26 protein-coding genes are annotated in these 23729 nt (G+C 33.3%); 5 read left to right on the top strand and 21 right to left on the bottom strand.

Annotated features, from left to right (window positions below; genetic code table 11):
• Positions 1–70: 70 nt before the first annotated feature.
• Together RU96_RS08050 and RU96_RS08045 are read right to left on the bottom strand one after the other, a co-directional pair.
• Entirely contained in the window at positions 71–916 is an 846-nt protein-coding gene (locus RU96_RS08050; RefSeq protein ID WP_071865027.1) for a TIGR03943 family putative permease subunit, read from the bottom strand.
• Positions 913–1857 (bottom strand): permease, encoded by a 945-nt coding sequence (locus tag RU96_RS08045; protein ID WP_071865026.1) that lies wholly within the window; start codon positions 1855–1857, stop codon positions 913–915. The genes RU96_RS08050 and RU96_RS08045 overlap by 4 nt, the downstream gene beginning before the upstream one ends.
• A gap of 272 nt (positions 1858–2129) precedes the next feature.
• Here RU96_RS08045 and RU96_RS08040 point away from each other — a divergent pair, with 272 nt between their 5' ends.
• Complete coding sequence (locus tag RU96_RS08040) at positions 2130–2468, top strand: thioredoxin family protein (RefSeq protein WP_071865076.1); 339 nt, start codon at positions 2130–2132, stop codon at positions 2466–2468.
• Between the two features lie 121 nt (positions 2469–2589).
• Here RU96_RS08040 and RU96_RS08035 read toward each other — a convergent pair whose 3' ends face one another.
• Positions 2590–3225, bottom strand: a complete 636-nt coding sequence (locus tag RU96_RS08035) for a redox-sensing transcriptional repressor Rex (RefSeq protein ID WP_071865025.1) — start codon at positions 3223–3225, stop codon at positions 2590–2592.
• A gap of 254 nt (positions 3226–3479) precedes the next feature.
• Here RU96_RS08035 and RU96_RS08030 point away from each other — a divergent pair, with 254 nt between their 5' ends.
• Positions 3480–5417, top strand: coding sequence for an ABC-F family ATP-binding cassette domain-containing protein (locus tag RU96_RS08030; RefSeq protein WP_071865024.1), 1938 nt, complete (start codon positions 3480–3482; stop codon positions 5415–5417).
• A 167-nt stretch (positions 5418–5584) separates the two neighbouring features.
• Here RU96_RS08030 and RU96_RS12805 read toward each other — a convergent pair whose 3' ends face one another.
• Genes RU96_RS12805 through rpsN form a run of 5 tightly spaced genes read right to left on the bottom strand, consistent with a single transcriptional unit; the run spans position 5585 to position 6786 of the window.
• A complete protein-coding gene (locus RU96_RS12805; RefSeq protein WP_143350955.1) occupies positions 5585–5716 on the bottom strand; it encodes a putative metal homeostasis protein in 132 nt (43 codons plus the stop codon).
• A gap of 47 nt (positions 5717–5763) precedes the next feature.
• Positions 5764–5913 (bottom strand): 50S ribosomal protein L33, encoded by a 150-nt coding sequence (rpmG, locus tag RU96_RS08025; protein ID WP_071865023.1) that lies wholly within the window; start codon positions 5911–5913, stop codon positions 5764–5766.
• Between the two features lie 13 nt (positions 5914–5926).
• Entirely contained in the window at positions 5927–6304 is a 378-nt protein-coding gene (locus tag RU96_RS08020; RefSeq protein WP_071865022.1) for a hypothetical protein, read from the bottom strand.
• Between the two features lie 9 nt (positions 6305–6313).
• Positions 6314–6487, bottom strand: a complete 174-nt coding sequence (gene rpmF / locus RU96_RS08015) for a 50S ribosomal protein L32 (protein ID WP_071865021.1) — start codon at positions 6485–6487, stop codon at positions 6314–6316.
• Between the two features lie 29 nt (positions 6488–6516).
• Positions 6517–6786: a 30S ribosomal protein S14 gene (rpsN, locus tag RU96_RS08010; protein WP_071865020.1), complete on the bottom strand. Its 270-nt coding sequence runs from the start codon at positions 6784–6786 to the stop codon at positions 6517–6519.
• Between the two features lie 294 nt (positions 6787–7080).
• On the opposite strand from rpsN, the gene RU96_RS08005 reads away from it, so the two are divergent.
• Positions 7081–7761: a C39 family peptidase gene (locus tag RU96_RS08005; protein ID WP_071865019.1), complete on the top strand. Its 681-nt coding sequence runs from the start codon at positions 7081–7083 to the stop codon at positions 7759–7761.
• A gap of 141 nt (positions 7762–7902) precedes the next feature.
• On the opposite strand, the gene RU96_RS08000 is transcribed toward RU96_RS08005, so the two are convergent.
• Positions 7903–8652 (bottom strand): potassium channel family protein, encoded by a 750-nt coding sequence (locus RU96_RS08000; RefSeq protein ID WP_071865018.1) that lies wholly within the window; start codon positions 8650–8652, stop codon positions 7903–7905.
• Positions 8653–8842: 190 nt separating this feature from the next.
• On the opposite strand from RU96_RS08000, the gene ald reads away from it, so the two are divergent.
• Positions 8843–9952 (top strand): alanine dehydrogenase, encoded by a 1110-nt coding sequence (ald, locus tag RU96_RS07995; RefSeq protein WP_071865017.1) that lies wholly within the window; start codon positions 8843–8845, stop codon positions 9950–9952.
• 186 nt (positions 9953–10138) lie between these two features.
• On the opposite strand, the gene proC is transcribed toward ald, so the two are convergent.
• Both proC and RU96_RS07985 read right to left on the bottom strand, forming a co-directional pair.
• Positions 10139–10951: a pyrroline-5-carboxylate reductase gene (gene proC / locus RU96_RS07990; protein WP_071865016.1), complete on the bottom strand. Its 813-nt coding sequence runs from the start codon at positions 10949–10951 to the stop codon at positions 10139–10141.
• A 13-nt stretch (positions 10952–10964) separates the two neighbouring features.
• A complete protein-coding gene (locus RU96_RS07985) occupies positions 10965–11954 on the bottom strand; it encodes a DMT family transporter (protein ID WP_071865015.1) in 990 nt (329 codons plus the stop codon).
• A gap of 206 nt (positions 11955–12160) precedes the next feature.
• Here RU96_RS07985 and RU96_RS07980 point away from each other — a divergent pair, with 206 nt between their 5' ends.
• Positions 12161–13111 (top strand): helix-turn-helix domain-containing protein, encoded by a 951-nt coding sequence (locus RU96_RS07980; RefSeq protein ID WP_071865014.1) that lies wholly within the window; start codon positions 12161–12163, stop codon positions 13109–13111.
• A 642-nt stretch (positions 13112–13753) separates the two neighbouring features.
• Here RU96_RS07980 and RU96_RS07975 read toward each other — a convergent pair.
• From RU96_RS07975 to RU96_RS07930, 10 genes are all read right to left on the bottom strand, one after another.
• Positions 13754–14875, bottom strand: a complete 1122-nt coding sequence (locus RU96_RS07975) for a glycoside hydrolase family 172 protein (protein ID WP_071865013.1) — start codon at positions 14873–14875, stop codon at positions 13754–13756.
• A gap of 1 nt (position 14876) precedes the next feature.
• Entirely contained in the window at positions 14877–15272 is a 396-nt protein-coding gene (locus RU96_RS07970) for a PTS sugar transporter subunit IIA (RefSeq protein ID WP_071865012.1), read from the bottom strand.
• Between the two features lie 18 nt (positions 15273–15290).
• Positions 15291–16097 carry a PTS system mannose/fructose/sorbose family transporter subunit IID gene (locus RU96_RS07965; protein ID WP_143350954.1) on the bottom strand — a complete coding sequence of 269 codons (807 nt, stop codon included), beginning with the start codon at positions 16095–16097 and terminating at the stop codon, positions 15291–15293.
• Entirely contained in the window at positions 16090–16878 is a 789-nt protein-coding gene (locus RU96_RS07960) for a PTS mannose/fructose/sorbose/N-acetylgalactosamine transporter subunit IIC (protein ID WP_071865010.1), read from the bottom strand. Before RU96_RS07960 ends, RU96_RS07965 begins: the two co-directional genes overlap by 8 nt.
• Positions 16879–16890: 12 nt before the next feature.
• The gene (locus tag RU96_RS07955; RefSeq protein WP_071865009.1) at positions 16891–17367 is read right to left on the bottom strand and encodes a PTS sugar transporter subunit IIB; all 477 of its coding nucleotides are present in this window, start codon (positions 17365–17367) and stop codon (positions 16891–16893) included.
• Between the two features lie 71 nt (positions 17368–17438).
• Positions 17439–20099, bottom strand: coding sequence for a sigma 54-interacting transcriptional regulator (locus tag RU96_RS07950; RefSeq protein ID WP_071865008.1), 2661 nt, complete (start codon positions 20097–20099; stop codon positions 17439–17441).
• A gap of 359 nt (positions 20100–20458) precedes the next feature.
• The gene (locus RU96_RS07945; RefSeq protein WP_071865007.1) at positions 20459–21637 is read right to left on the bottom strand and encodes a site-specific integrase; all 1179 of its coding nucleotides are present in this window, start codon (positions 21635–21637) and stop codon (positions 20459–20461) included.
• A 54-nt stretch (positions 21638–21691) separates the two neighbouring features.
• Positions 21692–21895, bottom strand: coding sequence for a DUF3173 family protein (locus RU96_RS07940; protein ID WP_010744402.1), 204 nt, complete (start codon positions 21893–21895; stop codon positions 21692–21694).
• Positions 21896–22260: 365 nt separating this feature from the next.
• Entirely contained in the window at positions 22261–22455 is a 195-nt protein-coding gene (locus RU96_RS07935; RefSeq protein WP_071865006.1) for a helix-turn-helix domain-containing protein, read from the bottom strand.
• A 14-nt stretch (positions 22456–22469) separates the two neighbouring features.
• The gene (locus tag RU96_RS07930; RefSeq protein ID WP_071865005.1) at positions 22470–22877 is read right to left on the bottom strand and encodes an RNA polymerase sigma factor; all 408 of its coding nucleotides are present in this window, start codon (positions 22875–22877) and stop codon (positions 22470–22472) included.
• Positions 22878–23729 lie beyond the last annotated feature (852 nt).

Raw genomic sequence — 23729 nt, 5'->3', positions numbered from 1 at the left:
CTAGCAAAGGAATATGTTTTTTTTATGAAATCCACTTCTTATTTTAACATTTTTTTCTACAAAAAAGAGCTTAAAATGAGCGATAAACATATTGATTTTTCGGTGCGGTAATCGTACTTGTTTTTGTTGTCTGTACCACTGGTAATTCTCTTTTTAACGGTTGATAAAAGTTGCTTTGAATAACCCCTTCAATATGCACCCATTGATCATTTTTCAAAGCCGTTCCTTCTGGCAAATGAATACGTAGACCAAAAACACCTGAATCAGCTACGCAATGAATGATTCCAAAACGGAAAACAAAATCATCTTCTTGTTTGTCTTGTTTGGCATGATAGATGAAACCATCAAAACTAATCTTGCGTCCAATAAATGAACTTGGATAGTTGTAAATTAGTTCCATGACTTCTAAATAATTTTCTTCTGTCACAGCTAATGTACCGGCTTGATCATATTTTTTCATCAGTTTATCCATTTGTTTTTGATACTCAGTCTTATTGTAATACATACTTGTGTTGGGTTGGAGATATTGTGTCTGCATTTGGGGATCTCCTACAGACTCTTTACTAATGGGAAATTGAAACCCTTTTGCTTGCACAATTGTTGTATCCAGACTTACCACTGGGAAAAAAGTCCCAACAATCACCGGTAGTGCTAATAAAACGTACGCAATCACGCGTTGGTATCTTTTTTTCAACCCATGTTCATGTTCCATGCCCTCTTCATGATGGTGTTCTTTTGATTTACCATCTGCTTTCACCCATAAAACTAATTGCACCATTGCTAGTAGCAAAGATAAGACCATCGATAAAACAGCCAAGTAACGATAATGAACGTTAATAAATTGATTTAATTTGCCACTAACTTGCAAATACATCATTAATTCAAAATAACCGCCTAAAATTAAAAATCGAATCATAATGACACCACCAATGCATAACCTGTTACACAAACGACAATAATCGCTACTAAACTGACGATGAATCTGCCGCTAAAGTAACGTTTCATCATTAACAGATTTTTTATATCGACCATGGGACCAAAAACTAAAAAGCCCACTACTGGTCCAGTACCAAATAAACTTAACAAAGAAGACCCAATAAAGGCATCTGCTTCTGAACATAATGACATTGCCAATGCTAAAAATAGCATCACAAAAACGGCTAAAACTTTATTTGAGCCTAATGTCAACATTACACCAGTTGGTAAATAAGTTTGCATTGCTGCAGCCAATAGGCCACCAATCATTAAATAGCGCCCAGTGTCAAAAAATTCATCAACACTATGTTCTAAAACATGTCCGACTTGTTGAAAAAAACTCTTTTTTGTTTTTTCGTAATGTTCTTGTTCTGCGGATAAATGATGGTGATGCGAATGTTTCACGTTCATAACCGCTTGTTGTAAAGTCGCATCTTTAATAATGCTCCGTTGATTAAAGTAAGCCAACCATACACCAATCACTAGTGCTACCATTAAGCTTCCTATTACCCGTAAAAAAGCAAATTGCATCGAATTGCCAAATGCAATAAACGTGGAAAATATCACAATTGGATTAATAATAGGAGCCGTTAACATAAAGGCAAAAGCAGTGTGATTTGGTACTCCCTTACGCACAAATTGATTAACAATCGGCACAATGCCACATTCACAAGAAGGAAAGAAAAAGCCCAACACACAGCCCACTATAATAGAAGCTAATTTATTTTGGGGCAATAACCTTTGCACTCTTTCCGGTGTCAAAAACACATAAAGTGCCCCAGAAATAATACAGCCCAATAATACAAAAGGTAAAGCTTCAATCACAATCGATAAAAATATCATGCTCATTTGTAAAATCGAATCAGGTAAATGATTAAACATAAAAAACTCCTTTTATTCATTTAAATCTAGTCATCAGATTTGTTTTTTCATCACAATAAAAATCCTTTAGCAAAAGGATTAAGATAAGAAAATATTTTTTTATTTTGTTTTTTCGTCGCCTTAATATACGCTTTTTTACTAAAACCCACAAGCTAGAGATAAAAAAATTAATCTTTCATTTACTTTTTGAAAAGGAGCAGACAGTTTATTTGACTTTTATTGACCAAAATCTTAAATTAAAGTTGAAATTGAATAAAAAGCAGGTGAACGATATGATTCAGGTCACAAATTTTAATCAAGACTTACAACAATTAAATCAAGAAAAATTAGCGATTGCCTATATTTCCCAACCAGGATGTAGTATTTGTGTTGCTGTAAAGCCACAACTAGAAGCTCGTTTTGGACAAGATGTACCTATTTATCATTTTGACGGTAGCAAGTTTCCAGAAGTCGCAGGTCATTTTCAAGCATTAACTGCCCCGTTAGTTGTCTTACTTAGTCATGGTAAAGAATTAACGCGTTCGGCTCGTTTCATCGATTATCTGTCCTTAACTAAAATTATTACTGAATTTTCCGACGAAACACCTAACTACGAAGAACTCTTTTCTTAGTGCTTTTACTTTTCTTTAATTTTAACCACAAAAAAAAGACCGGAACTTTTGTAGTGATAAAATAAGCTAGATTTTAGTCTAACTTATTAAATCACTACAATTTCAGTTCCAGTCTTTCTTTTTATTTTTCATCTTGTGAATGTAGGAAGTAAATTAAAGTTTGTAATTCATTTGTTAAATCAACATTTTGAATTAAAATGCTTTTGGGAGCATTCAGACGTGCTGGGGTAAAGTTCAAGATTCCCTTAATACCCGCTCCAACTAATTCATCTACGATACCTTGGGCAAATTCAGCCGGTACAGTTAAAATCGCAATATCGATTTCTTGAATTTTAATTTGTTCTACCATATCTTTCATGGCATAAACAGGTACACCGTCAATAATGCGACCAGTAATATTTTCATCTGCATCAAAAGCCGCGCTCACCCGAATGCTATTACTTTGATGAAATTTATATTTTAAAAGGGCAGTTCCTAAATTCCCGACCCCAACTAATGCGACATTGGTCATGTGGTCTTCATTTAATGTTTTGGCAAAGAAATTCATCAATGCTTCCACATCATAACCATAGCCTCTTTTTCCTAATTCTCCAAAATATGAAAAGTCGCGGCGAATAGTAGCACTATCCACTTGAACGGCTTCACTTAGTTCTGTTGAAGAAACTTTTTGTTTTCCAGCATTATTTAAAATCCGCAAATAACGGTAGTATAAGGGCAAACGCTTTGCTGTTGCCTTTGGAATGTGATGATCTTTCAACGTGTACGCCTCCATTTGTGAATTTTTCACGTAATTTACTGACAAATCATAACAGGGTGACTGGGGAAATGCAATTTCTCTGCTCATAAATTTGTGAATTTTTATTTTTATAACAGAGGACAATATACACTAGTAGGAAAATTATGATAGACTACAGTTGATATGCTAAATTTCTACTATCTTATTAGATACGATATCTATTAAAATTTGTGAAATTACGCAAATGAGAGAATTCATTTAAAGGAAGATTAACCATGATATTATTACAAGCAAATCAAATCGCCCGTCTTTTTGGTGCAGACGTTTTATTTCGTAACATACATTTAGAGATTGCTACTAAAGCCCGGATTGGCTTAGTTGGCCGTAATGGCGCCGGTAAATCAACCTTATTAAAAATAATCGCTGGAATTGAAGCTCCGGATGAAGGGACAATTGCCAAAAATAAAACAGCTACATTGGGTTATTTAGCCCAAGATACTGGTCTTTCTTCAGATGCAACGGTATGGGATGAAATGCTAGCTGCTTTTGATAAAGTGCGGCAAATGGAACAGCGGATGCGCACTTTAGAAATTAAAATTTCCAAGAGTAATGAAACTAGTAGTGATTATGAAAGTATTTTAAAAGAATATGATAAATTACAACATGATTTTGCCGATATAAATGGCTATGGTTACGAAAATGAGATTAGGTCTGTCTTACACGGCTTTCAATTTGATGAAAGTTTTTATCAGCAAAAAATTAACAATCTCTCCGGGGGACAAAAAACCCGTTTAGCGCTAGCAAGAATGTTATTACAAAAACCCGACATTTTAATTTTGGATGAGCCCACCAACCACTTAGATATTGAAACACTAAGTTGGCTAGAAAATTATTTACAAAATTACAGTGGTGCGCTTTTAATTGTTTCCCATGACCGCTACTTTTTAGATAAAGTAACCAATGAAATCTATGAGTTAAGCCGCCATAAAATGACCCATTACAAAGGAAATTATAGCCGTTATTTGGACTTAAAAGCCGCACAACTGGCTAGTGAATGGAAAGCTTACGAAAAACAACAGCAAGAAATCAATAAACTAGAAGATTTTGTCGCCCGCAATTTAGTGCGGGCCTCTACGACTAAACGCGCCCAAAGTCGCCGCAAACAGTTAGAAAAAATGGACCGTCTTGATCGTCCGCAAGGTGCAGAAAAATCTGCTCATTTTCTCTTTCACATTGACAAAGTTTCCGGCAATGTAGTCTTGCAATTAAGTGATGCAGCGATTGGATATAGCGCTGATGAAATTTTAGCGCAGCCAGTTGATTTAGATATTCGCCGCCAAGATGCGATTGCTTTAGTGGGACCAAATGGGATTGGCAAATCGACGCTATTGAAATCTCTTATTGGACAATTGCCCTTTATTCGTGGTGAAGTTCAATTAGGTGCCAATGTTTCGATCGGTTATTACGATCAAGGACAAGCAGATTTAAATAGTAACAAAACGATTTTACAAGAACTATGGGATGAACATCCTACTACACCAGAATTAGAAATTCGCAATATCTTAGGCAGCTTTCTTTTTTCAGGGGAAGATGTCGACAAACCAATCAACTTATTAAGTGGTGGCGAAAAAGCTCGAGTTGCTTTAGCCAAATTAGCAATGGATGAAGAAAACTTTCTAATTTTAGATGAACCAACAAACCATTTGGATATCGATAATAAAGAAGTCTTAGAAAATGCCTTAATTGATTATGAAGGTACATTGCTATTTGTCTCTCATGACCGCTATTTTATCAATCGAATCGCCACAAAAGTAATTGAACTCTCCCCTACAGGCAGTCGTCTATTCTTAGGTGATTACGATTATTACTTGGAAAAGAAAAAGGAAGAAGAAGAAATTGCCGCATTACTAGCAGCAGAAGAAAATGATACGCCGGCTGTAATTTCTGCCGGCAAAGAAAACTTCCAAAAAGGTAAAGAGCAACAAAAGCTCGTCCGTAGCCTGCAACGAAAAGTCAACGACGTGGAACAAACCATGAGCCAAACAGATGCTACAATTGATCAGTTAGAAGCCGAAATGGTTAAGCCAGAAATTCTCGCTGATCATGTCCAATTACAAGAATTAAATGAAAAATTAGAGGCTGCTAGAAGCAAACAAAATGAACTATTAGAACAATGGGAAGAATTAAGTCTTGAGTTAGAAGAATACGAATAGAAAATGAACCATATGAAACAGGGATGTGACCAAAATCTTGTCACATCCCTGTTTTTTTATAACGCTATTAAAGAAGCAACTTCTGCTTAAATAAACTGAAATTTGCACAAAAATTTCTATAAACTTCTTTTATTCTTGAAGAAGACCACTTTTATCACAATCTGTTTTTAATTTGCTGCATAGTACGCTTTTATTTTCGCTCTTTTATGCTCTTTAATAACTTTTAAGGCCCGTTTTCGCGTTTGAATATTCGGGCTCTTTAATCGTCTATATGCTGTTGCTAGATCTGTCTTTTCCAATTTCTTTGCTCCTTTCAACTATTCAACCAAGATGATAAACAAAATGTCTATTTCACTTCTTTAAACGTGATATGCCGACGTAGTTTGGGTGAATATTTTTTAAGTTCCAAGCGCTCTGGGTGATTACGCTTATTTTTAGTAGTTAAATAAAGGCGTTCTTTACTCTGAACCCCTTCTAAAATAATCGTTTGTCGCATTTTTACTCTCCTATTATCGATCTGCTAGATACATTTGGATTTGTACCATCTCATCATAATCAAAACTTTTTGCTGCCAAAGCAGCCAATAATTCTGTTTTAAAGTCGAGGGTTATTTCCCAAAAACCAGCAATTTGTTGAAACAATGCTTTATCGTAATTGGCAAAAACAGGATACAAAACTAAAAACTCAGGGAAGCTTAAATCTTCTTCTTCATAAAAATCTTTAATCATTCCTTTTGCTAACGCTTCTTTTGTAGGCATACCTGTTTCTGTAATTAAACCAGCGTCCACCATATCTTGATAGACTAAGCTCTTGTCTAACGCTTCTTTTGTTTTATGCCGTTGATAGTTGAAATATTCTTCAACTAAAGGTGGATAAATAATTTGCATATTTACCTCCTATTTATCAGTCGTAATTTTACGTCCTTTATAATAACCCTTTAAAGAAACACGATGAGAACGTCTATAATCGCCCGTTGCTTCATCAAAGGAAATTTCGGGGCGATTCAAATTTTGGTGGGTTCTTCTAAGGCGTTTTTTCATTTTTGATGTTTTTCGTGCAGGGACTGCCATCGTCTATTCCTCCTAAATATCTCTATTTTTTACCAGCTCGCTTTTTTCACGCCTGGAATTAATCCTTCGTGGGCGAGTTTACGAAAATTAATTCGTGACATACCAAATTTACGCATATAAGCTCGTGGTCGACCATCAATTTGATCCCGTAATTTTAAACGATTGGGATTGGAATCTTTTGGTAACTTGGCCAAAGCAGCGTAATCATTTGCAGCTTTTAGCGCTGCTCGTTGTGTTGCATATTTTTCAATCAGTGCGATTTGTTTATTCGCTTTTGCAATTTTTGATTTTTTAGCCATCGCAATAGCTCCTTTCAATTTACTTTTTATTTTTTGCAAATCGTAATCGTTTCGTTTTGAACTCCATTAGATTATCAACTAATAAAAATTTTGTCAACTATTAGCTAACTTCTACTTTTCTTTAATTTCATTTCTAAAACCACAGATTTAATCAATACCACTGCTAATAGATCTTTATGAAATAACTTCATGGCTCTTTCAAAGTTTAAAGTTTCCTAAATCAGACCTGTGGCCGATTTTATTTTCATACAATTTGCTTTAGAGTATCAGTAACAATTAAAGCGAGGTGTTTTGATGACCCGTAAAAAAACACGGCAACCTAAAATAATTTTTATTGGTTTTTGCATGTTGTTACTAGGTGGACTTTGGCTTTTAGTCGCAAAACCAGCTAATTCTACTTTTTTTAACACTACTCCAACTATTACACAGCAACAATATAGCCAAGAAGCAAATCAAACATTAAAAGGTAACCAGGTCCTGACACCGCTTATTCTTCAAACAGATGAGCGTTGGGCACAAGATAGTTACGGTACTGGTGAAGACAATACATTAGCAAAAAACGGCTGTGCCATTTTGTCTTTAACAATGGTACTTTCGTATTTTGAAGAAAAAGAAGCAACACCTCAGGACATATTATCTTGGGCACAGAACAAATATTTTGTTAATGGACAAGGAACTTCATGGCAAATTTTCAGTGATTTTGCTAGTCATTATCATCTGCAGTATCATGATTTAGGCAATGATTTTCAAAGCGCCAGTAAGTATTTACAACAAAAAATTCCAGTTATTGTTTCTGTTAAACCCGGCCGCTTTACTGAAGTGGGACACATTATGGTCTTAGGTGCAAAAAAAAACAATCAAGTGTTGGTTTTAGATCCCAATGACACCCCTGAAAAAAATACTTATCAAGAACTATTTCATCCTGAAGACGTAACTGGTGATATTGTTCACTATTGGACGTTTACTAAAAGCTAATATAGCCAAAGCAAAAATTAAAGTTTTCTGCGTATGATATGTAAAATTTTACCAACAGCGTTACATTTACTTTTAATTAACTAAAAAAGCAGGAGTAATTTGAACTTTTGAAATCTGGTTCAATTTACTCCTGCTTTTTAGCTATTTTTTTAATAATTTTTCAATCCGATCCAACTGCGCATGCAAAGCTGTAATTTCTTTTTTTAATTCCGCTAACTCACTATCTTCTTCAACTTGCCGCATCGCTTCATTTTTATGACTAAAGTAAGACGTGATAGTTGAAGTTAAAATCCCGATAAAACCAATCCCTAAAATCATTAAGACAGCCGCAATCAGTTTACCAGCATCTGTTGTCGGGGCAATATCTCCATAACCGACTGTTGTTACCGTCACAATTGCGTACCACAAAGCATCGGCAAAAGACCTATTTTCCGCAATTGAAAATAAACCTGCACCAATGACAATAATCCCCAGACTAATATAAAGGACGTAAATGAAACCGTTGGTATATAAAATACTTCGCTTATTGCGAGATAGCTTACCAAATAAGCCAATAATGCGAGCAATTCGGTTAATCCGTGATATTTTGCCAAAATGAGCCAAACCGAAAATACCAAAAATAAAATTTAACGGTAAAATCGCGATTAAATCAAAAATATTCTTTTTGAAAAAAGTTTTTTTATCTGGATCAACAATTAAGCGGCCACAAAAATCAACAGTAAATAAAAGCCAGATTAAATAATCTAAAATGCGAAAAGGATTTTCATTAATATTAATGACAGATGCAAAATCTAGTAACATTAAAATAATCCAAATAATTGATAAAGTTAAATTTAAAACGTGATATTGTGGATTATACTCATTTAATTTTTTTTGCAATTTTTTGAGCATCTCATCACCTCTTGTCTTTCTTATTCTAGCCATCGAACTGTTTTATCACAAGAATTTTGTCACTTTTTTTCTAAATTTCAAAAAGTTACTTTGTAATCGTTTTCTTTTATTCTATACTAGAAAGTGAGAAGTCCTTTTTTGCAAATAGTAATTATAATAAGCTAAATAACTAAATAAAGGAGTTTTGTCCATGAAAATTGGAATCGCAAAAGAAATTAAAAATCATGAAAATCGCGTCGCATTACCGCCTAGTGGTGTTTTAGAATTAATTAAAGCCGGACATACAGTTTTAGTTGAAACAGGTGCCGGTTTGGGTTCGGGCATTTCAGATAAAGAATATTTAGAGGTTGGTGCAATCTTAACAACAGTTGCTGAAGTTTGGAATTGTGAATTGGTTATGAAAGTAAAAGAACCACAGCCAAGTGAATATCATTATTTTAGACCTGGACTACTCTTATTTACTTACCTGCATTTAGCTGCTAATAAAGAATTAACAGAAGAATTGATGAAGCAAGGTGTTACAGCGATTGCCTATGAAAATGTCCAGTTAGCAGACAACACCCTCCCACTTTTAGCACCGATGAGTGAAATCGCCGGTAGAATGGCCGCACAAATTGGAGCCCAATATTTACAACGAACTTTTGGTGGAAAAGGAATTTTACTAGCCGGAGTTCCAGGGGTAAGACAAGGGAATGTGGTAATTATCGGGGGCGGTGTTTCAGGCTATAATGCGGCTCGAATGGCACTTGGCTTAGGCGCCCACGTGACGATTTTGGACATTAACTTAGACCGCTTAAAAGAATTAGATGACATCTTTAACGGTCAAGTCCAAACGCTTATTTCAAACGAATTAAATATTCGTACCTCACTGAAAACAGCTGATTTGGTTATTGGTGCGGTTTTACTTCCAGGTCATAAAGCGCCAACTTTAGTTACAGAAGAAATGGTAGCTAGCATACCCAATGAATCGGTTATTGTGGATATTGCTATTGATCAAGGCGGAATTTTTGCAACTGGTAGTAAAGTAACCACCCATGAAGCTCCCACTTATATACATGCTGGGGTCATTCATTATGCCGTGGCAAATATGCCTGGAGCTGTCCCCCAAACTTCAACTTATGCATTAAGTAATGCTACTTTACCTTATGTAAAACTCTTAGCCTCGACTAATTTAGTCGATCTATTGCAATACAATAACGCTCTTTATCACGGTGTTAATACTTATCAAGGTAAATTAACAATGCAGGCAGTGGCAGAGGATTTAAATCTACCGCACACAGAGTTATCTACTTTGATATAGGTAAAAAGAGTTGTGACAAAACTGATCAGCTTCAAAAAATAAGAAGAAATTTCCGTAAATCGTTATTAAGGTGCTTTTTTACTGACGTTTATTCAAAAGAATAAGGTGTGACAAGATTTTTGTCACACCTTATTTGGTAATATTTCCTTACAACGCTTTAGATAAATTTACAAAATAATGATTTGTCTATTTTGAATTTTGGCTCAATTCTTCATCTCTTGCTATCGTTGCATCGATTCCTTTAACAACAGTTGCTAAAAATGCTTCTTCTTCTAACTTCAGTAAACCAGCAACAGTTGTTCCACCCGGCGAACATACTCGATCGATTAAAGTCCAGGGGTTTTCATTGGAATCTAGTATCATTTGTGCACTTCCTAAAACAGCTTGAGCTGCATACTGTAAAGCTTTATCTTTAGCAATACCATGCTTTACCCCTGCCCGTGCCAGGCTGTCAATAAAAAGGTAAGCATAAGCTGGTGAACTACCAGCTAACGCAGTGAAGGTAGAGAAATCTTTTTCTTCAACTTCCCACGCTTTACCAATGGAAGCAAATAAATCAATAATATAGTGAACTTGTTCGCTATTTGAGGCTGTATTTCCTGTAACCGCTGCTGCACCCAGATTAATCATCGCGTTGACATTTGGCATAACTCGAATAATGGATGTTTGTTTACTCAAATTCTTTTCCAATTTATCGATTGTTGTACCAGCTGCTATTGAAACAACAATTTTTTTCTGGTTAACAATTTCTTCCTTTAAACCAGCTAATACTTTTTCAATCATATTGGGTTTAACTGCCAAAAATACGATATCTACTTCTTTTATGGCTTCTGTTGCTGTCGCGCAAGCATTTCCATCAATTTCATTACTTAACTCTTGAGCTTTTTGGGTAAAAACATCGTATAAGTAAATATCTTTTCCTGGAATAAAATTACTTTTAACAGCCCCTAATATAATTGCTGAAGCCATATTTCCTGTTCCAATAAATCCAATTTTCATTTTTTTCTCCTCACTAAAAAGCATTCTTTTCATTTCGATTTAGTTTTTGTATAAATTTGGGTGGTTTGTTAATCATAATGATGGAAATGCAAACCAATACTAAACCAATTGCTAACGGTGCAGTAAATCTTTCCCCAAATGCTACAGCTAGTAAACTCCCTGAGATTGGCATAATAAATTTATAAACTGTAATCTCACCTAAGTTAGCGTATTGTGCACACCAATACCATAAACTAAATGGAATTGCTGAAGCAGCTGCTAAAATAATTAATAGTAATATTCCTAAGGGAGTCCAATTAATTGCAAAAAGACTGCCGCCCATCAAAATACCGATGAATAAAAGTACAATAGAACCAATAACAAGATTCCAACCGGTCATCACAAAAGAATTTAGCGTGGAACCAATTTTTTTTGCTAACATAGTCGCAAGTGCTGCAATTAAACCATAGATAAGCATGAAACCTTCACCTGTTAAAGAAAATTGGAACATATCTTGAAGGGTAGTACCACCAGTCAATTGCGAAACAATCAAGCCAATAAAACCAATAATAAGTGCGGTAATTTTAGGAAAAGTTAATTTATCATTCTTGTAAGCAAAATGAGCTAAAATTGCAGCAAAAAATATCGTAGACTGGGCTAAAATCGTAGAATTTATGGTCGATGAAATATTAACATTCCCAATATTAAAGAAAAAATAAGCAGCAGTGGTCGATAATAACCCCATCACAATAACTTCTTTCCATTGTGATTTTTTTATTTTGAAAATATCTTGTTTAATAAACATAGCAAATATTAATGTCATAATACCTGCAATAAAAAAACGGATACTTATTGTTGCGAGTACTTGTCCCATATAATTTTCACCAAATGCTTCGCGGGAAATTCCCATTTCATCATTCATAATTTTGATTAACTTAAAAGGGGTTCCCCAAATGACGTTTGTAACAATTGCTGCAATCGCAATCGTTAATTTACTTGGATATTTCTTGGTACTTGTTTCCATATCTGTTTTCTCCTCACCAAATAAAGTAGCGTATTCCATCTACCTTTTTTTAAAAGCCAACCATTTGAAATTTAATTCACAATTAATTGTATTCGTTAAATAGCTATTTACTTGTGAGCTCGGAATCATTATACTTAAATTTGTTCACTATTGAATTAGTTAAATTGAAGTTCTTTAGTAGGTTATTATAAGGTGAGGAGTATTTTATGTATCATTTTTCTAATGAACAATTTCAAAACTTTTTTAGTTATTTGAAAACTTTAGACTGTTACAATAAAACGCAAAGTGGCATGATCAATGAGTTAGCCGCATTTACTGAAAACGATGAACGCCAGATTGCCTCTTTTGTCTGTCTTAATTCTCGCACTCGCCTCTCATATCCCGCCCCATACATTCGAATATTATATGTACTGAGTGGTTCAGTTAGAGTCTTTGTGGACGGAAAAGAATTTTCATACCAAGCTGGCGCACTTATCATGGCAAATCAGTATACCACTATTGAATATGAGGAATTAGAAGCAAATACCGCTTTATTAAGTTTTTACTTTAAAAAAGAGTACTTTAATGATGCACTGTTGGCACAGTTTGTAGAAGAATCGATGCTTTATCGCTTTTTTGTTGAAAGTATTAAAGATACAGAAAAGCAAAGTCACTACTTTATTTTTCAATTTTCTCCAACTGATGATGTTCATTTCTATGCTTTACTTTTACTCAAACAAATTGTAAAAATGCGTTATTTCAATAATAAAGTGACAAAAGCTGCTTTTGTCTTATTTATTATTGAAATTAGTCAACTATCAGATAAATGTCTTCAGATGAAAGATTCCAATCTTTCGTCTTCACTACTTGTGGAAGAAATACTTGCCTACATTCAAACGCATTTAGCAGAAATCAATTTGACGACTACCGCTGAAAAATTTCATTTCCATCCAAATTATCTTTCCAGTTTTATCAAAAAGAATACCAATAAAACTTTTTCGGAGTGGCTTGCATTTTATCGCTTAGAGTATGCGAAAAAATACTTATTACAAACTAATTTGACCATTCAAAATATTATTGAAGAATTAGGCTATAGCGATAAAGCTCACTTTTTCAAATTATTTAAAGAAACATATCAATTAACTCCTGGACAATATCGAAAAAAACACTGTGCTTAATTCATCTCCTGATGCAAATTTTTTTCTTTACTATTTTTATTTAATCATAACCACCCTTCAAAAGGGTGGTTTGCACTAGGGATATATGTCCTTTACACCGGCCAGCGCCTAAAGACGCTGGCTTTCTCATTTCATGTTCAAGCCATATTGCCTTTGCCACTTTTGCATATAACTTAAGAATACCGCGAAAAAGAATAAAACTTTTAAAGATATGTTTTATCTTTTGATAATTAAAAATACGATATTTGTTAACATCTATTCATAAAAACTGTTTTCTCAGGAAATTGCTCATCAACCTTTTTATCTTCTATTAACTTTGTCATGTAATAATTGATATCGTGTTGATAGTTTCAAAATTTAATAAAAACTCTCTAAAAATACAGATGATTAATCAGCTATCAATCTTACAATCAAAAATAATGCTTCACTTTTTTCTTATTCCTGATTCACCACATGAATTTTACGATATCATATGTTACCCTATACAAAATATCTATTTTCAGTTTGAAATTTAAAAAAATATATTTAATACCTAGCATGAAAACTTGTCTAATTTCAAGAAGTAGATTCTATTTGAACTGTAGAAATAGGGATATCAAAAAAACCGAGTAAAATTTTACTCGGAAATCTACTATTTCATATTTATCTAGGCAAACGTTCTTCTCTCTTCAGCAGTTCTTGAAAAGGTTGATGCGGCTCCTTCTGATACCAATAAACTACTGATGAAATATCATCTTGACGCTCATAGAGTTTGATGTCATCATTTCCCAAAGTCTGGAAAGTCACTTTTAAATCTTTTTTGAAACTGATTGGATCTGGAAGGTGCCAACGATATAAACCATGCATTGGCAAAGCATCATCACCAAAACCATGAACAGGATTTGGGTTTGGCTTTCCAGCACTGAAAAAATCTCTTGTATGATCTCTTTTTGATTGAAAAGGGTAGCCCATAAACAAAGTATTATAATTTTGAGCATATGGTAGTTCACCAAAAGCTTTCTTATGAAAAGCCCATGCTCCACCGAAGTAATCTTCTGCTCCCGTAGAAGTTATGGTTGGAAATGATTCATCCCCATCTAAATAAAACTTGAACTCTCCTTCTCCCCACCAATATCTTTCTAATGCACACAAAGCAAAGTAAGTTCCGACATAATATCCTGTTCCCTTTATACCTTCAATAAGGGTATAATCTTGTCCTTTTGTCGTAATCGCCTCACGATTCCATTTTGCATGAAAATACATTGCATCTTCTGGAACAGTTGTTAAGGCGTAGTTGAAGGTATAAAAAATATGTTTAATAAACTCGGGATGTTCATTCGTCAACGTTATCTTAGCCTTTTTTCTAAAGGGCATTTCAAAATAACAATTCATTCCTGAAGTGGGGTTAACCACAATTGGCAACGAATTCACATCACATCTCGTTCCAAAACCATTACAAAAAAAATCACCTAAAGGACTTTCGACAGATGGCTTTTCTTCATCATCCCAATAAATCCGTAAGATTAAATCACGTAGCACAAAACTACCAGCAATCGTCTTATCCGTTACCGTCATCCAAAAATGACGAATAATTCCTGGTCCTTCGATTTCAGCTAAGGTAATAGTCTCTCCAGAATTTATCGGAACAGACGGCGTTCCTTTTCTTCCGATTCCTAAATGACTTGCAGTCATAGCCGCCTTTCCTTTTTCTCCATTTTTGTTTTCAGGCGAGATTGTCCGACTCTCTTCACCTTGATGTAGCCAGATTTTATCCAGATAATTCATACTATTCATCCTCTACCTTTTCTTCACTCTTTTGGTCATTCATATAAATAATTTGTTGCTGAGCCTCTTCTACAATAGAAGGAATATCAAGATTTTCGTTATCCAGCTGCAAAGCTATCGACATTGCAAGAGGTAAGTTCACCCCTGCAATAACATGTACTTTATCAGAAATGTGTTGATAGAACTTTTGATTTACACTTCCACCGGCCATATCCGTTAAAATAATTATTTCATCAGAAGTAGATAGTAACTCTGTAATTGTTTTATCGATCTCTTCTGTTCCTTCTACGTATGCGCATAAACTATTAATTCGATTTTGAATACCTGTTAAAAATTCTAGTGTCTCTTTAAATCCTTCAGCTAGTGTCGAATGACTAGCAATAATCAATTTTCTCATAATTAAAATCCTTTTCTTTTAGGCTAGTATTCCAAATGCTGCCATAATCATTGCAAAAACAATGACTAACAAGATTAAAATAGTCATACTGACTTTTTTCTTACTTAATAAATAATAAGCCGTTGCCGTGATTAATACCGGAATCAATGTTGGCAAAATTTTATCCAGCATTGGTTGAATTTCCATACTAACTTCACCAAAAGTGAACTTAAGTGGTGTAGAAACACTAATTACTGAAGCAATTAATGAGCCTACAACTGTTAGACCTAAAACTGAAGCTGCCTCGGTTAAATAATTGATTTTCTCCCCATACTCTGTAACAATCTTCATCCCTTGTTTGTAGCCAAATTCAAACCCTCTCATCCGGAAGTAGAAAATAACCATGATCAAAATGAACCATAAGAAAATACCAACTGGATTATTTTCTAAAGCCATATATGCAGCAATTGATCCCATAATAGTTGGAATCATCGTCATTAATAACGAGTCCCCTATTCCAGCAATTGGTCCCATTGTTCCAACCTTGAAATCGTTAATAGCGTCTTTTGCCTCTAGGCCTTGTTTTTCTTCCATTGCTACACACGCACCTAAAACGATAGCCGCTAACCAAGGTTGTGTATTGTAATATTGAAAATGATTATTTAACGCTTCAGTATATTCGTCATCATTTTTATATAGTTTTCTTAAAATAGGTGATAGCGCGTAGGCTACTGATGCACCTTGTTGTGTTTGATAATTAAAAGTACAAACTGACATCAACCAACGATAGTTTGCTTTTCTAAGATCTTTTTTCGTTACTTGATAGTTTTCACTCATTTTATTCATCCTCTCCAATAAATCCACCATCTAAAGCACTAGCAGAAGCTGTCAGCTGTGCATCCTTCTCAGCACGATGATACACATTAAATGCTAAAGCAAAGCCTATAATCGCTGCACCAATGATAGGTACTTTTAAAAAGGCTGCTAAGAAAAATCCTACAAGTAAATAACTAATGTATCGCCCCGTTGGCATAAATCGTAGTAGCATCGCAATACCAACGGCAGGTAACATTTTTCCAGCTAGTGTTAATCCATCCATAAACCAACTAGGAAGAACTTCTAAAACATAGTTTACAGCTGACTGACCTAAAGTAACGGAGATAAAAACTGGAATAGCCGCAGATAAACCAAAGAAGATCGGTCCTAGCCATAAAATGCTATTCATTTTCTTAAACTCTCGTTTATTAGCAAATTCTTGAGATTTTCTTACAACAAAACCATTTAATATTTTGACAATAACATCCAATTGAACGCCCAGCATGCCAACTGGTAATCCAATTGCCAGTCCTGCTTCCACTCCTAATTGACTACCGAACGCGGTAGCAATAATTGCACATGTCCCATAATCTGGTACTGATGAACCACCAAACCCAGCAACACCTAATGACATCAACTGAACTGTTCCACCAACAATTAACCCAGTCTTGATATCTCCCATTAAAATACCTGTGAACAATCCCCAAAACACAGCGTAATTTACGAAAATCATTGGAATTCCGTAGTAATCGACGTGCTTGATAAATGCTAAAAATGTTAGCATAACAATTTGAAAAATAGTAAAATGCATCACAATTCTCTCCTATCCTATTTTCGATTGAATATCTTGTGCTTTGTCAGCGGGAACAAATTGAGTAACAATTTCCATACCAGTCCCCAACAATTTTTTATAAGTCTCTACATTTTCCTCTGAGGCATATGCTCGAGAAGACAATTGTAGTGCGTTATCTTTTACAACTGTTCCACCGACAATTAAACGATCCAGTTCAATCCCATTTTCTACTAAATGAAGAATAGTTTCAGGTTCTTTGACAATAACAAACACTTTTTCCTTATCATATTTTCCTTTTTTAAAATTCGTAATCGCTGTCTCCTCGGTAATGATTGACACAGCCATGCCTGCAGGACGTGCCAAACGCATACTAGACTTCTTTATGTCATCATTTGCTACTGAGTCGTCAATCACCATTACCCTATTCGCTTTAGACATTGGGGCCCATTGTGTAACAATAATTCCGTGCAATAATCGATTATCAATTCTAGACATAACAATACTCATAAATTTATCCTCCTTTATCTTTCATTCTTTAACAAGCAAGTTCTGTGCCAAATTAAAAAGAGCTTGATACATCAAGCTCTTTTTATATAATCATATACGTATTTAACTTCGTGAGTAGGAATATCGACACTATAAAAATGTTCAACGACACTGAAAGCTTGTTTAAAATACTTCTGAAAAGTTTTAAAATTTCCACTAGATTCATTCAGATATATTTCATCTTCAAGGGTATTTTGTTTTACTAAGCGTTCTATCAAACAACTGATATGGACATATAAACCAAAGCAGGTATTATTATCTAATGAAACACCTAAATCATTTTGCAAAATATAGATAGCATCAGAAACCTGTTCTAATAATTTTGTTGGATTTAGAATGGTTAATTGCTCCATTAAATTAGTAAGGCTAAAATTCTTTAAAATATTATCGTTCAGGAGTTTTAGTTCATCATCACTAAAATGACGACTTAGCTGGCTGGAAAGTTCACCAATATTAATCCCCAAAATCATATCCTCTATTGAAAAGAACGCAACTTCCTCTAAATGCGGATTTAATGTACCTACAATAAACAGAATATTGTTCTCTTTGCGTAATTCTGTTAAATAATTCTCTTTGGCTAGTGAATAATAATCACAAGTTTCTATTACGAGATCCGATGCTGTTGGAAAACTATCTTCCAATATTTTTTTTAATTTGAACGAAGTTCCTAGTCCACTAGCACAAGAACAAACAATCATGTCTTTCTTCCTGCTTGAAGATTCGTAAATATAGTCGATAGATTGATTTTCCTTTACTTGTTCTAAAATTTGCTTAAGTGGTAAGTCTAATAACAATTGATTAGCTACATCCATAGCCATTCTTGTAGAAACGTTATTTAAGAGTCCTAGTTTCTTTTGAGGATCTAACTCAAGATTTACGTATATTTTTTCCAACGATCCCATATCAACCAATAAAATAATTTCTTCAAATCCCGTTCGTTCATGTAAGTATGCATTTATTTTATCAGCTATTTCAGTGCTTGAAGTCATTAAAGGCATATCAATCGCATCAAAAATGTACCTACCAATAATTCGATTAGCCGTACTGGCGATGCAGGTTGCCGTATAGTCTCCGTGTGCTAATATTAATGCTAACCGTTTTTGTTGGAATTCTTTACTACACATCAATTTGAACAAAACAACCAAAACTGTTTGTTGAATATTAGTTAAGGAGATATCGCTGTTTTGTAAAAATCTTTTTACTAATTGTGCCTCTTGGCTGCAGTTACTACTAATACCATTTGTAAACTCATCAGTATTCTTAAGTGTTACTACCTGCGTCTGATAAATCCATGAATTTAGAAAAGTCATAGTCATCTGTAAATAATAATAATCAAAAGTTATTTGGAAATCTTGTTCGATTTCTTTTATATATTGTCTAAATCTTACTTCTTGATAAGTGGTTGGGGTAGAAATCTCTTTATTAAATTGTAGATCTACATTCTTTTGCCTAAAAAATTTATCATATTCAAAGAAAAGCTGATTTTGATTCTCGCACTTCTCCCACTTATTGTATAAATACTCAATGAGTTCATTCATATCAAATATTTCATTTGTTCTCTCTAAATCGGATAAACAAATAAAATCTGAAGATTCTTTTTCTCTAGTCTTTTTTAGTTCATTAAAATTAATCCATTGAGGCAAATGATACATCTGGATCAAGAGCTCTTTCTCTTCACTCAAGGACGAAAAAGCATTGGCACAAGTTAACTGAATCGTATTTTTTAAGTTTCCAACATTTCCACTAAAACGATAATTTAGTAAAAACTCTAGTAATTGCTGTGAAATAAACAATTTTTTTTCTAAACGTTTCTCCTCTTCTTCAAAAAAGATCTTAATTAATTGTTTCTTTTCATAAGAAGAACGGCTATTAAGCGAAGGAAGAACTAATTTTACAGGTATTCTGCGTAACAATGTAGGCAAGAGATGATCTTCCGGGGGTTCAGATGTTGCAAAAATCATCCAACAGTTGGATGTATGCCAATTTTCATTATCGCCCATTCTATGAAAATTACCAGTATCCATGAATTGGAAAAGTTTTTCTTGGCATTCATTACTTAAGGCATGAATTTCGTCTAAAAATAGCACGCCCTCATTTGCTAACTCCGCCAATCCTTTTCTTTCCTGATCCGCACCAGTATAGGCGCCCTTTACATGCCCAAAAAAATTAGATAAGAACAGTTCTGGATTATTTGCATATTCACTACAATTAACTGAAACAAAAGAAGCTTTCGCGTCAATCATTTGCCTTGTTACTAAATCTTTATATACATAACTTGCTAAAAAACTTTTCCCTGTACCTGTTTCGCCATGCAAAAGAATTGGAAGACCATTAGGCGGATAATAAATTGCGGCTTTCATTTGATCAATTATATTCCTTAAACTTCCTGTACTACCTATAATTTTTTCTAATCCAAATCTAAAAAAATTCTTATACCATTTTTCAGCGTCCTCTATTGAACTAAAAATGTGACTGTTAGAGAGTTTTTCAGGAAATGCAAAAAACAAAACTGGACGAGAATTTATTTTTCCAAATACCCCAGTTTTTACAAATTCATTTAAATATTGAGAAACGATATTACGGCTAACTTTTAATTCCTCAGCAATCTTCTGCGCAGTATTCTTTTTCCAATCTTCCTTCATCTTCGAATTGTCTGTAACATAATCGGCAATACGTGTTTTTAGGATTTCCATTACAATATCTCCTCGACACTAACTATTATTTCACGACACTATTTTATCATACAAAATATAGCTTAAACAGTTATTGTTGAGATTAACTAAAAAATTGTCAATATCTCTACTAGAAACTTCAAACGATAGCCTATTTTTGATAAAAAGCTGAACGACTTCGTTCAGCTTTTTAGTGTAGAGAGTTTTTTTAAGAAGTTTTATAATAGGGAAAATTATCTTAATTTAAACGTAAACACTTATTACTTCCGATACATCTTAAACTGGAAAGAACATTCTTTCCTCATTGATTTTATAGTATTATTACCATCTTTGAGAGAAAAATGAGAGAAAATAGACTATAAATTCTTTTACGTTTTACCTTAAATAACAGTATCCGACTCAAAACTATCTATTGCATGGATTACGCGATCATCCGCCTTTGCATATAAGTGTCCGTATGTTCCTAAAGTAATATTAATATTAGAATGTCCCATTCTTTCTTGTATTACTAAAGGTTGAATATTCTGTTCAATTAAAAAAGCAACATGTGAGTGCCGTAAGGAATGTAACTTAATAGGTTTAACTCCCATCGCAAGAGCTGCTTCTTTTAACCAACTAGCAAAAGAATATGGGGGAGTAAACGTACCATCTAATTGAATTACATATTCGAAGTTTCCTAGTAAACTTTGTAGCTTTTTCCATTCGTATAATTTCTTTGATAAGTGACTACCAATACCTATTGTGCGATAAGCATTTTTGGTCTTGGGTGTAGAAAGATACCATTCATCTTTTTTTGAGTATACTAGTGTTTTTTCTATTGTAATTTGTTGCTTTTCCAAATCAACATATTTCCACGGAAGAGCAGACAATTCTCCAATTCTCATTCCAGTAAAAAATAATAGTTCATACACCAAGCGCCTATGCTTCATTTGCATGTTATTACCATTGAAATATTCCATTACTTTTTGGAATTCTTTAAACTCCCAAAAGTCTATTTTTTCATTTTCTTTTGGCAAACAACAAACATTATCTATAGGATTTTGATCAATCAGGCCCTCCTTTTGTGCTCTATCTAAAACAATTTTTAAATGTCCTCTGATACGGTTAATATAACTATTTGACAAAGTAGATTGCTTTTCTTGCAATCTAGAATTCCGAGTAATAGTTTGGCTTAATTCAAACATCCAGTCTTCAATATCTACACTTGTAATGTCTCTCACTCTCATATGGTAAAAGTATCTCATCTTTTTTTCGAAAATAAACTGAGCATTTTCGAAAGTTTGTCTCTTAACTTGTTTCTCATACCACCTAACAAATCGTACTTTATAAAACTCTTCAAATGTCATTTGTTTACTTAATAAATTAAGGTGATTCCCATAAAATTCATGAAACCCTTGAGTAGCCATGTATCTATCATAAGCTAATTTAGCTTCTTTCTGACTAGAAAAGCCTCGTTTTGTCTTTTGTATTTTTTTACCATCAGCATCAGTACCTAAATATACTTTAAAATACCACTTTTTCGTCTTATTATCACGATAAATATTTTGTATTTTCACCATAACGAATAACCTCTCATTATAATGAACATCTACCATCTATAATAAGTATAACGCTCATTTATTTATTTTCAAATGAAATAATTCTTCGATTACTCTCGATGGAACCATATTTATTTGTCGATTATTGTATAACTCAACTCCTTCAATATTTATTAAAAATTTCTTCGCTTCTTTTATCATTTGTGTAGCCTGATTAGCTTTAAATCCCAAATTTATAAGATCTGACCGATTAACCATCGTATCGAAATCTTTTTCCATACTATAACCTCCTAAAAACTCTTCATGTAATTTAGCATAAGAAAATTCTATTAACTTGCTCGTCAAGCACATAAGTTATAAAACTTCTCCTCAGTCATTGAGCAGCCTTGCGGAAGTATCATTATCCTCTAGTAAGTCATCGCAATTAATTTTGACAAAATTAATTTGATTTATCGTCATTTTTCCGCTCATCAAAATTATTTGAGTTTTGGCGCAGACTCAATCCAGCTCATACTAGATTAAAGTAGTTAATAGATTCTATTTAATTATCAAAGATCATAAAAGAAAATCTACTTCTGACTTACTTTTATAAGCAAACTTTCTTCACTATTAATAACAACTTTTTACATGCTAGTTATTCATAACTACGAATCTCTTTCCAAAAATCGAAATTTACTGATAGATAAATAAAAAATACGTAAGCATTCATCAAAACAATCCTGATCAAAGTAACCATTATTAGTAGATACTTTTATTAAAAGTGGTTGAAAACGAAGAAAGAGTTCATAATAAGCCGTTGAATCTCCATTTTGTGCTTCTTTTATTAAATTCTCTAGCATATCTAAGCACTTCCTTAGAGAGAATATTTTTGACGAATTTTCTCTAACAATCTTCTTTTTAAACCATAGACACTTGATACCTTCATTTCAAATAAATACGCAATTTCTTCTATGCTTAAGTCTAGAAAATAATAATAAACTAAGAATAATGATTCTTTTTTCTCTAAGTTTATTAGCAAGTTGAAAACAAAATCATCCTCAATGTGAAGTGGAATTCCATTAATAACAGTATTTGGTATTTCAGAATCTATAGTATAATTTTCAGAAATAATTCTATCAAAACTATCAGTTAGAAATTCTTTTTTCTTTCTATTTATTTTTTGATTATAATAATTTACTGCAGCATTCTTTATTACTCTATTAAAATAACTGATAATTTGATTTTCAACTTTATTGTTCCTATACTTTGTCTCTTTAACCATAGTTCTCTCTCCTTAATTTTGAAGAGATGAGAATAGTTAATCTTTACTCCTTTTATAGTCTACAGAGTATTTAGTTTTTTTTCCCATAAAACAACATATTCTTTATGTTTAAGTACTTAAAAAAGTGCATTTATTACATGTTTTTTCTGTTAACAATATTCTTTTCTATTAAAATATTTTAATAGAAAAGTGCATACTCTTTACATCCTTTTCATAAAAGAATTTAAGCATTTACAGATCACTCCCCTTCGCGTAAAGTTTTAATGAGTAAAGTGTCTTCTTAAACTATTTTCCTCCCTTCATATTAGCAACAATTTCAAACAGCGCTTTTTATTTATTTTGCTTTTTATTTATTTTGTATATAAAAATGATTTTTTTATAAAAAAAGAATCCCTCTTTTTAAAGGAGCGACTCTTCAGCAATCTAAGAGTATCATTATGAAAAAAACAGGGATATTAAAATATACTTTCTAAAGTTAGTTTATTGATTATAATTCAATCTTTGATAATGATTGATCATTTTTTATTAACTAATAAAAATGCAATTTATATAGATTCTCTAGACTATTATTTGATCACTGCCTACAAGGTAATAAAAAAGGAGATATGGTTGATATATTAAAATCTAAAACCTTAGTTACTTAAGCTTCTCTATTCACATTGTATTCTAGTACTAGTTTCTTTTAATTTACTTACAAATGACCTTTCTCAATCCTATCATTTATATAGTAATCTTCTCTATTTTTTCTTTTACACTTCTAGCCGTAAAAATAGTATGTCTTTATATCAGAAATCTCGGTTCTTTGACTATTGGCCTTTCTTTGATTTGCATACTGCATGTATCCTAATAAAG

This window comes from Enterococcus canintestini (assembly GCF_001885735.1).
Lineage (GTDB): Bacteria > Bacillota > Bacilli > Lactobacillales > Enterococcaceae > Enterococcus_C > Enterococcus_C canintestini.
Note: the sequence above shows the minus strand (reverse complement) of the source record. Positions and strands in the feature narration are given on the sequence as shown.

Bases quoted from the DNA above. Each gene is read 5' to 3' on its own strand.
- RU96_RS07965 (WP_143350954.1), bottom strand. From the start codon at position 16,097: ATGAATAAAATGAGTGAAAACTATCAAGTAACGAAAAAAGATCTTAGA.
- RU96_RS07975 (WP_071865013.1), bottom strand. From the start codon at position 14,875: ATGAATTATCTGGATAAAATCTGGCTACATCAAGGTGAAGAGAGTCGG.
- RU96_RS07940 (WP_010744402.1), bottom strand. From the start codon at position 21,895: ATGGAAAAAGATTTCGATACGATGGTTAATCGGTCAGATCTTATAAAT.
- RU96_RS08040 (WP_071865076.1), top strand. From the start codon at position 2,130: ATGATTCAGGTCACAAATTTTAATCAAGACTTACAACAATTAAATCAA.
- RU96_RS08045 (WP_071865026.1), bottom strand. From the start codon at position 1,857: ATGTTTAATCATTTACCTGATTCGATTTTACAAATGAGCATGATATTT.
- RU96_RS08005 (WP_071865019.1), top strand. From the start codon at position 7,081: ATGACCCGTAAAAAAACACGGCAACCTAAAATAATTTTTATTGGTTTT.
- RU96_RS08020 (WP_071865022.1), bottom strand. From the start codon at position 6,304: ATGCAAATTATTTATCCACCTTTAGTTGAAGAATATTTCAACTATCAA.
- RU96_RS07985 (WP_071865015.1), bottom strand. From the start codon at position 11,954: ATGGAAACAAGTACCAAGAAATATCCAAGTAAATTAACGATTGCGATT.
- RU96_RS08050 (WP_071865027.1), bottom strand. From the start codon at position 916: ATGATTCGATTTTTAATTTTAGGCGGTTATTTTGAATTAATGATGTAT.
- RU96_RS07945 (WP_071865007.1), bottom strand. From the start codon at position 21,637: ATGGTGAAAATACAAAATATTTATCGTGATAATAAGACGAAAAAGTGG.
- RU96_RS07970 (WP_071865012.1), bottom strand. From the start codon at position 15,272: ATGAGAAAATTGATTATTGCTAGTCATTCGACACTAGCTGAAGGATTT.
- RU96_RS08030 (WP_071865024.1), top strand. From the start codon at position 3,480: ATGATATTATTACAAGCAAATCAAATCGCCCGTCTTTTTGGTGCAGAC.
- proC (WP_071865016.1), bottom strand. From the start codon at position 10,951: ATGAAAATTGGATTTATTGGAACAGGAAATATGGCTTCAGCAATTATA.
- RU96_RS07935 (WP_071865006.1), bottom strand. From the start codon at position 22,455: ATGCTAGAGAATTTAATAAAAGAAGCACAAAATGGAGATTCAACGGCT.
- rpmG (WP_071865023.1), bottom strand. From the start codon at position 5,913: ATGCGACAAACGATTATTTTAGAAGGGGTTCAGAGTAAAGAACGCCTT.
- RU96_RS07955 (WP_071865009.1), bottom strand. From the start codon at position 17,367: ATGAGTATTGTTATGTCTAGAATTGATAATCGATTATTGCACGGAATT.
- RU96_RS07960 (WP_071865010.1), bottom strand. From the start codon at position 16,878: ATGCATTTTACTATTTTTCAAATTGTTATGCTAACATTTTTAGCATTT.
- RU96_RS08000 (WP_071865018.1), bottom strand. From the start codon at position 8,652: ATGCTCAAAAAATTGCAAAAAAAATTAAATGAGTATAATCCACAATAT.
- RU96_RS07930 (WP_071865005.1), bottom strand. From the start codon at position 22,877: ATGGTTAAAGAGACAAAGTATAGGAACAATAAAGTTGAAAATCAAATT.
- rpmF (WP_071865021.1), bottom strand. From the start codon at position 6,487: ATGGCAGTCCCTGCACGAAAAACATCAAAAATGAAAAAACGCCTTAGA.
- ald (WP_071865017.1), top strand. From the start codon at position 8,843: ATGAAAATTGGAATCGCAAAAGAAATTAAAAATCATGAAAATCGCGTC.
- rpsN (WP_071865020.1), bottom strand. From the start codon at position 6,786: ATGGCTAAAAAATCAAAAATTGCAAAAGCGAATAAACAAATCGCACTG.
- RU96_RS07980 (WP_071865014.1), top strand. From the start codon at position 12,161: ATGTATCATTTTTCTAATGAACAATTTCAAAACTTTTTTAGTTATTTG.
- RU96_RS07950 (WP_071865008.1), bottom strand. From the start codon at position 20,099: ATGGAAATCCTAAAAACACGTATTGCCGATTATGTTACAGACAATTCG.